14 protein-coding genes are annotated in these 14,246 nt (G+C 47.7%); 7 read left to right on the top strand and 7 right to left on the bottom strand.

Going from position 1 to position 14,246, the window contains the following annotated elements; translation table 11 throughout:
- The 3 genes from ACOGW3_RS25725 to ACOGW3_RS25715 form a co-directional block, all read right to left on the bottom strand.
- Entirely contained in the window at positions 1-297 is a 297-nt protein-coding gene (locus tag ACOGW3_RS25725; RefSeq protein WP_419905538.1) for a hypothetical protein, read from the bottom strand.
- Positions 298-337: 40 nt separating this feature from the next.
- Positions 338-1,531, bottom strand: a complete 1,194-nt coding sequence (locus tag ACOGW3_RS25720) for a GNAT family N-acetyltransferase (RefSeq protein ID WP_419905537.1) — start codon at positions 1,529-1,531, stop codon at positions 338-340.
- A gap of 171 nt (positions 1,532-1,702) precedes the next feature.
- The gene (locus tag ACOGW3_RS25715) at positions 1,703-2,170 is read right to left on the bottom strand and encodes a RidA family protein (protein ID WP_419905536.1); all 468 of its coding nucleotides are present in this window, start codon (positions 2,168-2,170) and stop codon (positions 1,703-1,705) included.
- Positions 2,171-2,889: 719 nt separating this feature from the next.
- Here ACOGW3_RS25715 and tnpA point away from each other — a divergent pair.
- Entirely contained in the window at positions 2,890-3,324 is a 435-nt protein-coding gene (tnpA, locus tag ACOGW3_RS25710; protein ID WP_419901154.1) for an IS200/IS605 family transposase, read from the top strand.
- Between the two features lie 5 nt (positions 3,325-3,329).
- Here tnpA and ACOGW3_RS25705 read toward each other — a convergent pair whose 3' ends face one another.
- On the bottom strand, positions 3,330-4,535 hold the full coding sequence (locus ACOGW3_RS25705) for a pyridoxal phosphate-dependent decarboxylase family protein (protein ID WP_419905535.1): 1,206 nt from the start codon (positions 4,533-4,535) through the stop codon (positions 3,330-3,332).
- Positions 4,536-4,684: 149 nt separating this feature from the next.
- Between ACOGW3_RS25705 and ACOGW3_RS25700 the strand changes: the two genes are divergently transcribed.
- Complete coding sequence (locus tag ACOGW3_RS25700) at positions 4,685-5,272, top strand: bifunctional transcriptional activator/DNA repair enzyme AdaA (RefSeq protein ID WP_419905534.1); 588 nt, start codon at positions 4,685-4,687, stop codon at positions 5,270-5,272.
- 180 nt (positions 5,273-5,452) lie between these two features.
- On the opposite strand, the gene ACOGW3_RS25695 is transcribed toward ACOGW3_RS25700, so the two are convergent.
- Complete coding sequence (locus ACOGW3_RS25695) at positions 5,453-9,088, bottom strand: vitamin B12-dependent ribonucleotide reductase (RefSeq protein ID WP_419905533.1); 3,636 nt, start codon at positions 9,086-9,088, stop codon at positions 5,453-5,455.
- 617 nt (positions 9,089-9,705) lie between these two features.
- Positions 9,706-10,614, bottom strand: coding sequence for a DMT family transporter (locus ACOGW3_RS25690; RefSeq protein ID WP_419905532.1), 909 nt, complete (start codon positions 10,612-10,614; stop codon positions 9,706-9,708).
- 238 nt (positions 10,615-10,852) lie between these two features.
- Between ACOGW3_RS25690 and ACOGW3_RS25685 the strand changes: the two genes are divergently transcribed.
- From ACOGW3_RS25685 to ACOGW3_RS25665, 5 genes are all read left to right on the top strand, one after another.
- Positions 10,853-11,692, top strand: a complete 840-nt coding sequence (locus tag ACOGW3_RS25685) for a hypothetical protein (protein ID WP_419905531.1) — start codon at positions 10,853-10,855, stop codon at positions 11,690-11,692.
- Between the two features lie 189 nt (positions 11,693-11,881).
- Entirely contained in the window at positions 11,882-12,262 is a 381-nt protein-coding gene (locus tag ACOGW3_RS25680) for an NADH:ubiquinone oxidoreductase subunit NDUFA12 (protein WP_419905530.1), read from the top strand.
- A gap of 68 nt (positions 12,263-12,330) precedes the next feature.
- Entirely contained in the window at positions 12,331-12,780 is a 450-nt protein-coding gene (gene mlaD, locus ACOGW3_RS25675; RefSeq protein ID WP_419905529.1) for an outer membrane lipid asymmetry maintenance protein MlaD, read from the top strand.
- 52 nt (positions 12,781-12,832) lie between these two features.
- On the top strand, positions 12,833-13,063 hold the full coding sequence (locus ACOGW3_RS25670; protein WP_419905528.1) for a hypothetical protein: 231 nt from the start codon (positions 12,833-12,835) through the stop codon (positions 13,061-13,063).
- A gap of 38 nt (positions 13,064-13,101) precedes the next feature.
- Positions 13,102-13,530, top strand: a complete 429-nt coding sequence (locus ACOGW3_RS25665) for a DUF2155 domain-containing protein (RefSeq protein WP_419905527.1) — start codon at positions 13,102-13,104, stop codon at positions 13,528-13,530.
- A gap of 39 nt (positions 13,531-13,569) precedes the next feature.
- Here the strand turns inward: ACOGW3_RS25665 and aat are convergent, their stop codons facing one another.
- Complete coding sequence (gene aat / locus ACOGW3_RS25660) at positions 13,570-14,238, bottom strand: leucyl/phenylalanyl-tRNA--protein transferase (protein WP_419905526.1); 669 nt, start codon at positions 14,236-14,238, stop codon at positions 13,570-13,572.
- Between the last annotated feature and the right edge of the window lie 8 nt (positions 14,239-14,246).

Below are 14,246 nucleotides of genomic sequence, written 5' to 3'. Positions count from 1 at the left end.
CTACTCAACAAAGCGGAGAAGTGCCATTTCGTAGTTTATTACCGAGTTTGAACCGCGGCCTTCTTGGGGCAACCGAAATTGAATTTTCCCTTCTAATATCAGTTCAAGGGACACCATGCTATCAAATGGTATTTCACTCGTAAGTGATGTGTCGTAGGCAGATAGCTCAATAACTAACCTGGCTGCTGCATCATTTGCTTCATTGATACATTCAGATCGAAGAAATACGGCTCCATCAAACCCGTCAAATCGCCGAAGAAACCTTTCAATGTTTTCTTCCGTTAACTGGTGCTGCATTCAGGAGCTCTCCGCATTTTTATATTTGAATAATAGTGACTTAGTCACTTTTTTTGAAGGGGCCGATGTCGCAGAGTTGTTCGATTTCGTGGTCGATGGCGGGGTTTTCACTTTGCAGGAAACGGGCGATAGCGGCACGGAACTGCGGGTCGGCGATGCCGTGTAGGCTGTAGGTTTTGGTGGGCAGGTAGCCGCGTTGGATTTTGTGTTCGCCCTGGGCGCCTGCTTCGACCTTTTTGAGGCCGTGGGTAATGGCATAGTCGATAGCCTGATAGTAACAGAGTTCAAAGTGAAGGTTGGGAAAATGGCCGTGGGAACCCCAGTTGCGGCCGTAAAGAGTATCGCCGCCAACAAGGTTTAGCGCGCCCGCCACCATTACTGAAGTATCCCTCACGGAGTTGTCCATTGTGGTGGCCCAGGCGGTGGAAAGCACGACTTTGTCCGCGAGCTTTGTCCCCAGCATTTGGAAGAAATCGCGGTTGAGGTAATCGTGGGCGTATTTCTTATCTACGGTATTGAGGTAGAGATTATAGAACTGGTCGCAGATTTCAGGGGTGAGGTCTGATCCCGTGAGGGTTTTGATTTCCAGCCCATGAGCCTGGGCCTCGCGGCGTTCCTTGCGGATTGCTTTCCTCTTGCGCGATGACAGGGCGCCGAGAAAATCATCAAAGCTTTCGTAACCCTCGTTTTCCCAATGATACTGAATTCCTGAACGGGCGAGCAGGCCTGCCTCTTTCAGCTGTTGCCATTCTTCTTTCGTGGTGAAGGTCAGGTGCAGGGAAGAGGCGTCGTACTGTTGAAGGATCTGTAGCATGGCATTGAGCAGGGCGATGCGCAGGTCCTTGGTTTCTTGCTCGGTCGTTGGCGAGATGAGCAAGCGCTTGCCTGTGACCGGGCTGAAGGGCACAGCGGATTGCAGCTTGGGGTAATAGTTGCGCCCGGCACGCTCATAGGCGTTGGCCCAACTCCAGTCAAAGACGTATTCGCCGTATGAATGGCTTTTCAGATAGAGCGGGGCGCAGGCAATGATCTTGCCGTCGTCGTCTTGAACGGTGAGGTGTTGCGGCTGCCATCCGGTCTCGGCACCGACAGATCCACTTTCTTCCAGGGCCAACAGGAAGGCATGGGAAATAAAGGGGTTGTTATCGGGTGCATCACTTTGCGCGCAACGATCCCAATCAGTGGGATTGATCCCGCTAATTCGAGGGTGAACTTCTACGCGTAACTGGCTCATTTATGTCTTGGGGCCTAAACAAAAATATGAAGGAATACAGTCTGATAAAAATAGGAAGTCTGGGCACCAATAACAAGACGCTTGTCAGGCGAGACAAACAAAAAGGCAGGCGCGATGGCCTGCCTTTTCAATAACTTGTTTCATTCAGCATTACGCTGAACGGCAAACTATTTAGTCAATTTCTGCAACGCAGTCGACTTCTACAGCGATGCCCAATGGCAGGCTTGGTGCAGAAACCGCAGCGCGGGCGTGAACGCCTTTGTCGCCGAACACTTCAACCATGAGATCGGAAACGCCGTTGATGACTTTTGGCTGGTCAACAAAATCAGGTGTGGAGTTAACGAAACCACCAAGTTTGACGATGCGTTTTACGCGATCGAGGTTGCCATCTGTTGCGGCGCTAAGCTGAGCAATGATGTTGATGCCGCAAAGACGCGCAGCTTCCTGGCCTTCTTCAACAGACATACTGTCGCCAAGTTTACCTTTGTAAAGGATTTCACCATCTTTAGCAGTGATCTGGCCGGAAACAAAAACAGTGTTGCCGGAAGTTACATAACCAACATAGTTGGCAACAGCTTTTGCAGGCTGTGGGATTTCAATACCAAGTTCTTTCAAACGGGCGTCAACAGTACCAGTCATAGCTCTATCCTTATTCGTTTCTTATCTGTCATTATTGTTAAAGAACGCGTCCCCTATTTGGGGATCTCATTAAAAGGGACGTGTCCTCAAGCCTGAGTTAGAGCTGACACTCAAATGGTGCCTTATCTCACGCGCCCACCCAAAACTAAAAAACAGGCGAATTCTATCGCTCCAGTTCGCCAACGCAAGCAAAGTTAGCAAAAGGTATGGAAAACGATGTTTTTTCTAATAGAAGCTATCGCCTTTAAGAAATATCGTGTCGTTTATGGTTTATGTCGCTGGGCGAATCTGAAGACACTGATTTGACGGGATATTGTGCTCGGAAGGAAATTTCCAGTGATCATACACGTCTGAACTCACGATGCTTCAATACTCATTCGTACTGCATCAATTGCAGCCTTGATATCGTCGTCATTCGTTCGCCAATTGCATACTGAGATACGCATCGCACGTTGTCCTCTCCAAGTTGTCCCTCCAAACCATGCAATTCCAGTTTTTTGGATGTGCTCAATTACCTGATCTGTTCTGGTGTCATGATCTCCATACTTGGAAATAAATCGAACAAGCCCTTGGTTTATGATTGGATGAGCAAGAATTTCTACACCTTCTAATTTAATCCGGTAAACCCCCGGCTATGCCGGGGGACTCTCAATGGTTTGACCGTTCCCACGGTCTTACATTTCTTTGTTTATTGACCAAAATAACAAAGGAATTAGCCGATGAGAGATTACAAAAGCCTTGCACATACGAGATGGGATTGTAAATACCACGTGGTTTTCATCCCTAAACGCAGGCAAAAAGTTATCTATGGCAACCTACGTCAGTATCTTGGTGAAATTTTCCATGAACTGGCCGGGCATCGCGAAAGTAAGATTGAGGAGGGCCATTTGATGCCGGATCACATTCACATGTGTATCAGCATACCGCCCAAACATGCTGTTTCAAAAGTCGTTGGATACCTAAAAGGAAAAAGCGCGATTGCCATAGCTCGAAAATTCAAAAATAAAGCACGGAATTTCAAGGGTGAAAATTTTTGGGCCCGTGGATATTTCGTCTCAACTGTAGGGCTCGATGAACAGATGGTGAGGGAGTATATCAGAACGCAAGAAGAGCGTGATAAGTACTTTGACCAAATGGATATATTCAATCCATAACCGCTTTAGCGGTTCCCAATTTGCCCCTTTAAGGGGCTCACCCGCTTAAGCCCCCGGCTTTGCCGGGGGTCATTTAACTTGCTGATGCCCGTGACCAATCGATCCGCGTAAAGACAGCTCTTATTGACCAGATCTTCTAGCCCATTGCGTCCAAGTGTACGTAGAGCTGCATAGACAGGATAACCCCGTGCACGCCGGGACCACTCTAAATTCCAGTCCATAGGGTTTCGGACGCCCTCAATGGGTATCGAATAGCTGGTAGACTGAGTGAGTGCTGCGCTATGAGTGCTGGGATCCGCGACAAATACAAAACCGCTATCAAAGGGAAGATTCAACCACTTGTGGCCGTCAGTCGCCCATGAATCTGCCAATTCAGCTCCTTCCAGCAAGTGGCGATGTTTTTTGCTGGATGCAGCCCAAAGGCCAAACGCTCCATCCACATGGACCCATGCGTTCTGAGCCTTAGCAAGCGGTATCGCTTCTTTGAAATTATCGAAAGCACCAGTATTTAAATCACCGGCTTGCAAACAAACAATTGTTGGCTGCCCTGGATTTTTTGATAGAGCAAGATCAAGTGCGGAGAGCGAGACACTTCCTGATGGATCACAAGATACAGTCTCAACCGAATTTGATCCAAGTCCCAGTAGCCTCATGGACCGGATAAGTGATTCATGACGATTTTCACTGGTAACCAAACGTATCGATGGCGCGCCTGATAAGCCTTTTCTTTCAACGTCCCATTTTTGTTCTGATAACAGTTTGTGTCTGGCTGCAGCGAGTGCTGTCGTGTGAGCAGCCTGACATCCGGTTACAAACCCGAAGGAGGCCGGGGAGGGAATGTTGAGAAGGTCTTTTAGCCAAGCACCACAAACCTCTTCAACTACGGCAGTCGCCGGGCTGCAAGCCGAAGCTGCTGCATTCTGATCCCATATTGATGTTAACCAGTCCGCCGCCGCAGCAGAAGGTATAGTCCCGCCGATAACCCAACCGAAAAACCTACCCCCTGCTGAAGCAAGCAAACCACCATCAACATCGGCCACAAGTTCGTCGATGACTTGGGTTTCATTTACACCATGATGGGAAAGTTCACGCCCCAGTCGGTGTCGTAGATCATCGAACGATGTTGTGCTGTGAACAGGACGCTTTTTTAACGTTTCCAAAAACGTGTTTGCATGGAAAACGGCCCGATCCAGTGAAGGGTTGCTTGACATAAATTACTCCGGATTGTCATTTGGTATCCGGGTCATATTTTCATTCGCAGATTTACTTGTCTGGCAGTATTCGGACTCTGTCCTCCGAAATTATCGATAGAAATTCATTAGGACTTTAGTTTTTATTTTTGCACGATAGGGTTATCCACATGACTTTATTGATAGATCCTGACATGTGGCAAAACTGGGACTCTTGCGATCGTGCCCGAGTTGCGAGAGATGTGAATTATGATGGGGCTTTTTTTACCTGTGTCCGAACCACCAAAATTTACTGCCGCCCTATATGCCCTGTTTCTCCTGCTCTCTCGAAAAATGTGTTTTTTGTTCCAACGGCGGCAGCAGCGGAAAAGTTGAAATTTCGGCCATGCTTTCGATGTCGACCAGAATCTGCTCCGGGGAGCCCTGCCTGGCGCGGGACAGCGACGACTGTTGCTAGAGGGTTACGGGAAATTGAGGGTGGTTATCTAGATAATCATTCTCTTGCTGAACTTGGAGATAAGCTAGGGGTTGGTGTGCGTCATCTATCTCGCTTATTTCGGAAACATTTAAACGTAACTCCTAGCGAGATTGCGGCAACAAGGCGAGTTCAAGCTGCCAAGCGATTGATTAGTGATACATCAATGCCTTTATCAGAAGTCGCTTTCGAGGCTGGGTTTTCTAGTATCCGGCAATTCAATGGAGCATTTATTAAAATCTATCGACGCCCTCCTTCAAGCTTTCGGAGATACTCGAATTAAGTTCTACTGCTCAAATGATTACTCTCGAGTGAAAATACAAAAAGGGCGGCCGAAGCCACCCTTTTTGCTGCGAAGAAGCGGGATGCGAACTAGACTGTAACCCCTAAAGATTACCTGTTCGCGGCTCACCGCTACTCTACCAGCCATACCTCACTATGGCTGATCCCCAAAGCTCCTGAATTAGGAGCAACCTGTGGTCCCGCCACAGGTATCACATTTCAGGCAAGTACCGTTACGTACCAGCGTGAAGTTACCACATTCTGGACAGGAATCCCCTTCGTAGCCCTTCATACGGGCTTCGCGAACCTGTTCACTGCGTTGGCTTGGTGCCTTGGTGACTGTTTCCGTAACAGTTCCGGTTTCTGGTGCGCTGACGATATCCTGTTTTACTTCAGATACGATCTCATCAGGAGTACGACCACCGTTCACGACCATGAGCTTGTTGCGGACATAGCCCGTGGAAGCCACGCGACGAACAGTTTCAGCAACGGCGTCTTCTGCTGCAGGCGCACTGCTTTCACCCGTACCCTTACCAAGTGAATCCGGCATGATATCTGCAGGTTCAACGTGGGCTAGATCGTTACGATCAAGGTAGGAAACAGCTAACTCACGGAACAGGTAATCAAGGATGGAAGTCGCCATCTTGATCACGTCGTTACCTTCAACCATGCCTGATGGCTCAAAGCGGGTGAAGGTATAGGCTTCGACGTACTCTTCAAGCGGAACACCGTACTGCAGGCCGATGGAAATCGCGATGGCGAAGTTGTTCATCAGGCTTCGGAACGCGGCACCTTCTTTGTGCATATCGACAAAGATCTCACCCAGGGCACCATCTTCGTATTCACCAGTACGGAGATACACTTTGTGGCCACCAACGATGGCTTTTTGAGTGTAACCCTTACGACGTGAAGGAAGTTTTTTGCGCTCGGTAATGGTTTTTTCGATGACGCGTTCGATGATGCGTTCAGCAACGACTTCAACACGTTTGGCTGTTGGCGCTTCTGCAACATCATCTTCATCATGATCGAGTTCAAGAAGAACACCAGAAGAGAGTGGCTGAGAAAGTTTTGAGCCATCACGGTAAAGGGCGTTGGCTTTCAGACCAAGTTTCCAAGACAGCATGTAAGCATCGTTACAGTCTTCGATAACCGCGTTTGCCGGCATGTTGATGGTTTTGGAGATTGCACCGGAAATGAACGGCTGGGAAGCCGCCATCATGCGGATGTGGCTTTCTGCTGACAAGAAACGTTTGCCGGTTTTACCGCAAGGGTTGGCACAATCAAAGATCGGCAGGTGCTCGTCTTTGAGGTGTGGTGCGCCCTCAAGTGTCATTGAACCTGTGCAGAAAATATTGGCAGCTTCGATTTCTTTGCGGCTAAAGCCAAGCTCGGCCAGCATGTCGAAGTCCATGTCGTTCAATTGGGCTTCGGTGAAACCAAGCACTTTGGTGCAAAGTTCTTCACCCAGGGTCCATTTGTTGAAGATGAACTTGATATCAAAAGCAGAACCGAGGCTGGCTTCGATGGCATCAATCGCGGCTTCGGTGAAGCCTTTTGCAACCAGGCTGTCATGGTTGATCGATGGTGCACCTTTTAGGGTACCGTGACCAACTGCAAACTTGATGATGTCATCAACTTGCTCATCACTGTAACCGAGGTTGCTCAAGGCACCTGGTACGGTACGGTTGATGATTTTGAAATAACCGCCACCAGCAAGCTTTTTGAATTTCACCAGCGCAAAATCAGGCTCGATACCTGTGGTATCGCAATCCATCACAAGACCGATTGTACCGGTTGGGGCAACAACGGTTGTCTGGGCATTACGATAACCATGCTTTTCACCGAGAGTGAGAGCATTGTCCCAGGCAGCTTTGGCAGCCTCGACCAATGCTTGGTCAGGGCAGTCGTTGGCCGCGATTGGAACTGGGTTGATTTCGAGACCTTCGTATCCGGATTCTTCGCCGTATGCGGCGCGACGATGGTTACGGATAACCCGCAACATGTCTTTCTTGTTCAGGTCATAACGTTTGAACGCACCGAGCTCTCCAGCCATTTCAGCAGACGTTGCATAGGCAGTACCGGTCATGATCGCGCTGAGAGTAGCGCAGATTGCACGACCTTCTGGGGAATCATAAGAAACACCAGTGGACATCAACATGCCGCCGATGTTGGCATAACCGAGACCAAGTGTACGGAACTCGTAAGAGTACTGAGCAATCGCTTTTGATGGGAACTGGGCCATCATCACCGAGATCTCGAGAGCAATCGTCCAAAGGCGCGTGGTGTGGGTATAGGCTTCGATGTCAAAGCTACCGTCTTCGCGCAGGAAAGTCATCAGGTTCATGGACGCCAGATTACAGGCGGTATCATCCAGGAACATGTACTCGGAACAAGGGTTGGAGCCGTTGATGCGACCAGACTGTGGGCAGGTGTGCCATTCGTTGATCGTGGTGTCGTACTGGATGCCAGGATCTGCACAAGCCCAAGCAGCGTAGTTCACCTGATCCCAAAGTTCGCGGGCTTTCAGGCTTTTATGAACTTTGCCATCGATACGACGGATCAGATCCCAATCGCCATCTTCTTCAAGCTTTTGGAAGAAGGCGTTGGAAACACGCACGGAGTTGTTTGAGTTCTGACCGGAAACAGTTAGATATGCATCTGAATCCCAATCGGTGTTATAGGTATCAAACTCGATGTTTGAGAAACCCTGTTGGGCAAATTGAAGAACGCGTTGAACGTAGCTCATCGGAACTTCGTGGCTGCGCGCAGTTTTAATCGCGGCTTTCAGAGTGGTGTTCTTGCGCGGGTCGACGCGGTCTTTATCGTCGAGGTCATCGTTGTTGCAAGCGGCCATAATCTGCGAGAGATGCTTTTGGCAGATTTTAGAACCAGCAACAAGCGCGGCAACTTTCTGTTCTTCGATAACTTTCCAGTTGATGAACTCTTCAATATCCGGGTGATCCAGATCGACAGTCACCATTTTGGCTGCACGGCGTGTGGTACCACCGGATTTAATCGCACCAGCAGCGCGATCACCAATTTTCAAGAAGCTCATCAGGCCGGATGATTTACCACCACCGGAAAGAGGCTCTTCTGCGCCACGAACGCGGGAGAAGTTGGTACCTGTACCTGAGCCGTATTTAAAGAGACGTGCTTCGCGCACCCAAAGATCCATGATGCCGTTGTCATTAACGAGGTCATCACCAACGGACTGAATGAAACAGGCGTGTGGCTGTGGGTGCTCGTAAGAGGATTTGGATTTGGTGAGTTTGCCTGATTTGTAATCGACATAGTGATGGCCTTGGCCGGGACCGTCGATACCATAGGCCCAGTGAAGACCGGTGTTGAACCACTGTGGAGAGTTCGGTGCGGTCATCTGGTTGGTCAGCATGTAGCGCATTTCGTCGAAGTAGGTCTGTGCGTCCTCTTCACTATCGAAATAGCCACCTTTCCAACCCCAGTAAGTCCAGGTGCCAGCAAGGCGGTCAAAAACCTGCTTTGCAGAAGTTTCACCGATGATGCGTTCGTCCTCGGGGATGTCAGACATCGCATCGTGATCGGGCTCAGAACGCCACAACCATGACGGGACAGAGTTTTCTTCTACTTTCTTGAGCTTCTGTGGGATACCGCGTTTGCGGAAATATTTTTGCGCAATGATATCGCAAGCCACCTGGCTCCATTTGGCTGGAACTTCAATGTCCTTGGCCTGGAAGACTATAGAGCCATCCGGGTTTTTGATTTCGCTGGTTGTTAAGCGAAACTCAATGGCGTCATAGACGTCTTTCCCGGTTTCCGTAAAGCGACGTGCGATGCGCATGCCGTATCCCCTTTAAATATAACAAGACTCGTTAATAAAGCTCTGGAAGAAGGCTGTTGATATCCTGGTCCAGAGCTCACTCATATTAGTAGGTCCGCAAGTCTGATGACTCTGCGGTTTTCTGCGAAGAGAAGCACATTTTGTTGATCTGAAGTGATTTAACCACAATATTTGGTTCCCGTCATCAGTATTTTGCATATTGACACCACATTTTGTGGTTCAATCTATCTTGATAAGCCTGTGGATAAATCTGTTGATAGAGGGAGGAAGGATTCTGTAGCGCCTGAAAAATAGCGGAAAAATCAATCTCTTCTGAGGATATATAAAATATTGTTTTCTTTTTATAAAAAGAGCGAAAAAAATTACTTTGTGCTGACGAATCTAACTTAAAAAATTATCCAAAAAACATAGCTGAGATTCGTTACCGATTCGTGTTTGGAAAATGATTATTTATACAAAGAACCTAAATGAATTCGATATTAGAATTGTGTCGAGAAGCGTTACAAGAAGCTGTACAAAAGCCGTCGTTTATTAAAAGGAGGTTATAATAGGTTGTATATTGCCTCTGATGCTAAACGTGTTGAATTTGTTTCTATCCGTCTGGAATAGGTGAAAAGTTAAATCCTAACAGGCCTGCAGCAGGAAATAACTACAGCACTTAATACCAACACAGACCCTGTTATTTGCAGGTGGGTTAGGCTTTCATGCAAGATCGCCACGGCAGCAAGGATTGTTACAATGGGTTCAACATTAAAAAACATTGCGGTTCTGGAGGGGCCTACAAATCTCACGGTGATAATTTGAGCAAGAGTTGCCAATAAATACAGTCCGGCGATAAGGGCGGGATATTTTAAATTTGCAACAGTTTCAAAATTGATAGCAGGGAGGTCAATTCCATCGCTAAGGAGGAGATAGGGGACCGATAAAACGAGCCCAATAATGTTCACATAGAATACGATGGTTAGGTTATTAACCTCAGAGACCACTTTCCTGCTGATAATCAAGGTGCCGGATATGGAGAGGGCGGCCAAGGCAACAAAACCAATACCGCGCCAATCAAGAGCATCGATAGATGGCCCCAATGCAACAGCAATCCCGCTAAAGGCGAGGAGGGATAGCGCAAGCTGGGCCACACTCGGCAAGCGTCGTTGCAGGAGCGGGTCTAGGATCGTGACGATTATGGGGTAGGTATAGAATAAAATTGCGGCCAAACTGACTGGAATATAAACCACAGCCGATAAATAAAAGACCGTGACTGTAAAGATAAACAGGCCCATAGCCGATAGGGGAAGCCATTTATTTCTGGGAACGTGCAGGGGGCACCGCCCAACAAATATGATTAATCCCATAAGCCCCAATCCCAGGACAAACCGAATGAAGGTAATCATTACAGGGGTGCTACCGGCCTCGTTGGCAAGTGGAGAAATTGGCGTAATCAAGCCAAACGCGGCCCCACCGATCAACCCCGTCATCATGCCGATCAAAGGAACTTTTTTCGTTTTCTGTACCACGTCTGCTGGTTTCAAAATTTCGACTCACTAAGGGGATGGGAGGACAGTTTAGGTCAGTGTCTAAAACTCGGGTACTAACACTTAAAGCATTTCACTGACACTAAAGACTGTTCAATGTCAGCTCGCAAGTAAACGCGACAATTTTTTCGATATGAATGGCCGGAGGAGTAATTTGAACAGCGTTAAGCACGTGTACTTAGCTCACCCTTGTGGTAGATGAGGGGTTGTACATGAGTTAGTGAAAGACAGATGGATGAGAATACCGTTACTTGATTTTCAAGATAAACTTGAAGATTGCCTTGAGGCACGAGGTGCCCAAGATACAGCGCTTGATCAGGCATCTGCCATGATCCAGTGGGCAGAGCGTATTCATCGTTGCGGTATATCCTATCTTGCCCGCGAGAGCGACGCCTTCAAGAAGACTAATTTAAATTTGGTAGCGCTCACGTCTGAAAAAGAAAATGCCTCTTTCATTGATTGTGGGGGACAGTCTCTGGCGGTTGCAGGACCACAAGCCCTGGAAAAAGCGATACTTCATGCTAAAGAGAGCGGCATGGGGTTGGCAGCCCTTTCGGATGTCAGCGACCTGATAGGCGTTGGTCGGCTTGTAGAAGAGGCCGTCGAAAAAGGCTATGCGTGTTTTGCGACCTTTGTGGTTAATCCGCTCAGTGATGAAGGCCAGCTTTTAACAGAAATCTATGGCCATAGCCGGGGAATTATTGGCGTTCCCAGTCCCGAGGAAACACTCCATATAGAACTTTATGGTCTCCCGGTTAGCCACGATGCTTTCATCCAGGGTATTGCCCCAAGCAACATCGGTGAATTGTTAGTCAGTGTTCTCTCCAAAACAGAGAATGTTCTGCCTGGCTGTACGCTTCTTTGTCTCGATCTGCCCGACCTTTACGATAATATTATCAAAGGGCTTGAAGCTGGGGTTAAAGCAGCCCCGGCTCGTCTATATAATCCGGCTGATTTTGAAGCCCGGAACAGAGATATTGCAGAGGAAGGATATGAGGTAAACGAGCAAGATTGGAAAGCGATCACGGAAGGAGAAGGACTTTTTTCTCCGCCAGAGGGAACTGCTGAATTATAATAGGGTAAAAATTACGACATTTTTGCGCCCTTTAAGCTGGACTGATAGGGGTTGCGATGTAATATTCAGCCCAGAACATTATGAGGGCACGAAATGTGATCGTGCTTTTATGAACTCAATAGTGAATGCCCCGATGGCATAAAAACTAAAGACTAAGATAAAATGGGCCTTGCCCAATAAGGAAGAGAAATGGCTGGAACTCCTCTTGGAACTCGTTTGTTTACATGGCTCAAAGGTGAGCTTGTTGGACAAGATAGCGACGGCAACAAGTTTTACCGCACCAAGGGTGGCAGTGCCGTTCACAAAAATAGCCTGCGTTCTGAGCGCCGTTGGGTGATCTATAATGGCGCAAACGAGGCAAGCCGGGTTTCCGCTGATTGGCATGCCTGGATACATCACACAACAAACGACCTTCCACCTGAAGGCGGTTATGCCAAACACGATTGGCAAATTGCACACGAGCCGAATAAAACCGGGACAGCAGAAGCTTATCGTCCTCAGGGAAGTGCTCTTAAAGCAGGTGAGCGTCCACGGGTTTCCGGCGATTATGACGCGTGGCAACCTGAGTAGTATTATTCTCTCTTGAATCCTAGTCTCTTTTCCCAAGATTTTCCTTACTTATCCTCGTAGGTGATTGCATGAATAGAAGTATTGTCGAAACGATTATCGGTGGGCTGGTATTGCTTGTCGCAGTTTCCTTTGGCTTCTATGCCTTTAGTAATAACTCTAACGGATCCACAGGTGGCTATGAGGTTGTTGCCGAGTTTGACAATGCCAGTGGTCTTGTATCCGGGACAGATGTGAAAATTGCGGGTGTAAAGGTTGGGACAGTTCTGCGTCAGGAACTTGATAAAGATACTTATTTTGCCATTGTTACACTTGAGATTAATGAAGAGATCAAGCTCCCTAAAGGAACCTCTGCCCGTATATTGGCCGAGAGTTTACTTGGTGGCAGTTTTGTCAGTCTCGAGCCTGGTGGTGAAGATGACTATATCGAAGCTGGTGGCTCAATTGATGATACGCAAGGATCTGTAAACCTGATGGATCTTCTTGGTCGTTTTGTCTTCTCTTCGGTAGATTCTGAATAATCAGCAGGATTTCCGTTGGCCAACTGGCCTGGTTGGAAGAGGGATATTGTTGATGACTGAGAAGAAAACAACTCAGACAATATGGCGTGAACCAAATGGAACGCCGTTATCCTGCCTTGAAAAAATCAAAGTCTTAAATGAAAATCTCGAAGAGATTAAAGAACTTTCCCAGGATGCATTGGAAGACGCCATCCTTATGGGGGGCGATGAAAAGCAACTTCGCAGTGTTCTCATGCAAATCGTTGATGAGTTGGTTAATCCTTATGGAAATAAAGGCCAATAAGCTTACAAGTTAGCTTACGCTTTTTGGGGGAAATTTAGATGAAGACAGCTCTGATACGATCTATGATATGTTTGGCGGGGGTGATGATTACGACCTCATCACAAGCTGAATTGATCCCTTATGATGTTGCAGTCTTACAGGGGTTGAACAAAATTACCGCACGTGTATCAGAGTTCAATGCCCCACTTAATCAAACGGTAAAGTTTGGAACTCTTGAAATCACAGCAAGAGATTGCCGTAAAAGTCCCCCCGAGGATATGCCTGAATCAGCTTCCTTCTTGGAAATAGACGACGTCAAAGAAAACGTTGAAAAGGCAAGAATGTTTACGGGGTGGATGTTCGCATCTTCTCCGGCCGTGTCGGCCATGGAGCATCCTGTATATGACGTATGGGTTGTTGATTGTAAGACGGCTGAAGAGGCTGCAGAAAGTTCCATTGACGGAGCGACATCAGTATTGCCTGAGTAAGTGATACTGAAACTAGCCTAGGGACGAATAAAGAGGCTCTTAATCGTCGGAATAAATAGATGACTTATTTCCCAGGTTGCTCTCGATATAGGTTTCAAGTTCCTCTTTTGTTAATTCAAGAGGGAACCGGGCAGGTACCTGCATTGCCTCAAACAAACATTGCTTATAGATTTCCCGTTCAATCTCAATCGTCCCAAACTGGCTCAGGTGCTTGGTCGTAAATTGAGTATCGAGCAGGCTGTAATTGCCCTTTTTTAAGCGCGCGGCGAGATGGACGAGAGCGACCTTGCTTGCGTCACTCCGCCGACTGAACATGCTTTCGCCAAAAAAGGCCCCACCAAGAGAGACACCATATAGGCCGCCAACCATTCTGTCATCCAGCCAGCACTCAACAGTATGGGCAAAGCCCCTTTCAAAGAGCTGTGTGTATATTCTTTTTATAAGAGGGTTAATCCAGGTGTCAGGCCTTTGTGAGGTCGTGGCGGAGCATTTTTCCAGAACTTCGGAAAAAGAAGTATTACACCTGATTTCAAACGGTTCTTTCCGGAGTGTTTTTCTGAGAGACCGTGAAATATGAATTTTATCGAGGGGAAGTACGCCGCGGTTCTCTGGATCTATCCAATGCAAATCCAGAGAATCGTGACTTTCAGCCATAGGAAAAACCCCTATGGTATAGGCTTTTAGTAAAAGGTCTGCCGTGATCTCCATGAACACTT

The organism is Kiloniella sp., from assembly GCF_965205715.1.
In the GTDB taxonomy this organism is placed as follows: Bacteria; Pseudomonadota; Alphaproteobacteria; order Kiloniellales; family Kiloniellaceae; genus Kiloniella.
The sequence above is the reverse complement of the archived record's forward strand: the minus strand, read 5'-3'. Positions and strand labels throughout refer to the sequence as shown.

Coding starts and splice junctions, on each gene's coding strand:
- aat (WP_419905526.1), bottom strand. CDS start 14,238: ATGGAGATCACGGCAGACCTTTTACTAAAAGCCTATACCATAGGGGTT.
- mlaD (WP_419905529.1), top strand. CDS start 12,331: ATGAATAGAAGTATTGTCGAAACGATTATCGGTGGGCTGGTATTGCTT.
- tnpA (WP_419901154.1), top strand. CDS start 2,890: ATGAGAGATTACAAAAGCCTTGCACATACGAGATGGGATTGTAAATAC.
- ACOGW3_RS25680 (WP_419905530.1), top strand. CDS start 11,882: ATGGCTGGAACTCCTCTTGGAACTCGTTTGTTTACATGGCTCAAAGGT.
- ACOGW3_RS25720 (WP_419905537.1), bottom strand. CDS start 1,531: ATGAGCCAGTTACGCGTAGAAGTTCACCCTCGAATTAGCGGGATCAAT.
- ACOGW3_RS25665 (WP_419905527.1), top strand. CDS start 13,102: ATGAAGACAGCTCTGATACGATCTATGATATGTTTGGCGGGGGTGATG.
- ACOGW3_RS25670 (WP_419905528.1), top strand. CDS start 12,833: ATGACTGAGAAGAAAACAACTCAGACAATATGGCGTGAACCAAATGGA.
- ACOGW3_RS25715 (WP_419905536.1), bottom strand. CDS start 2,170: ATGACTGGTACTGTTGACGCCCGTTTGAAAGAACTTGGTATTGAAATC.
- ACOGW3_RS25695 (WP_419905533.1), bottom strand. CDS start 9,088: ATGCGCATCGCACGTCGCTTTACGGAAACCGGGAAAGACGTCTATGAC.
- ACOGW3_RS25700 (WP_419905534.1), top strand. CDS start 4,685: ATGACTTTATTGATAGATCCTGACATGTGGCAAAACTGGGACTCTTGC.
- ACOGW3_RS25705 (WP_419905535.1), bottom strand. CDS start 4,535: ATGTCAAGCAACCCTTCACTGGATCGGGCCGTTTTCCATGCAAACACG.
- ACOGW3_RS25725 (WP_419905538.1), bottom strand. CDS start 297: ATGCAGCACCAGTTAACGGAAGAAAACATTGAAAGGTTTCTTCGGCGA.
- ACOGW3_RS25685 (WP_419905531.1), top strand. CDS start 10,853: ATGAGAATACCGTTACTTGATTTTCAAGATAAACTTGAAGATTGCCTT.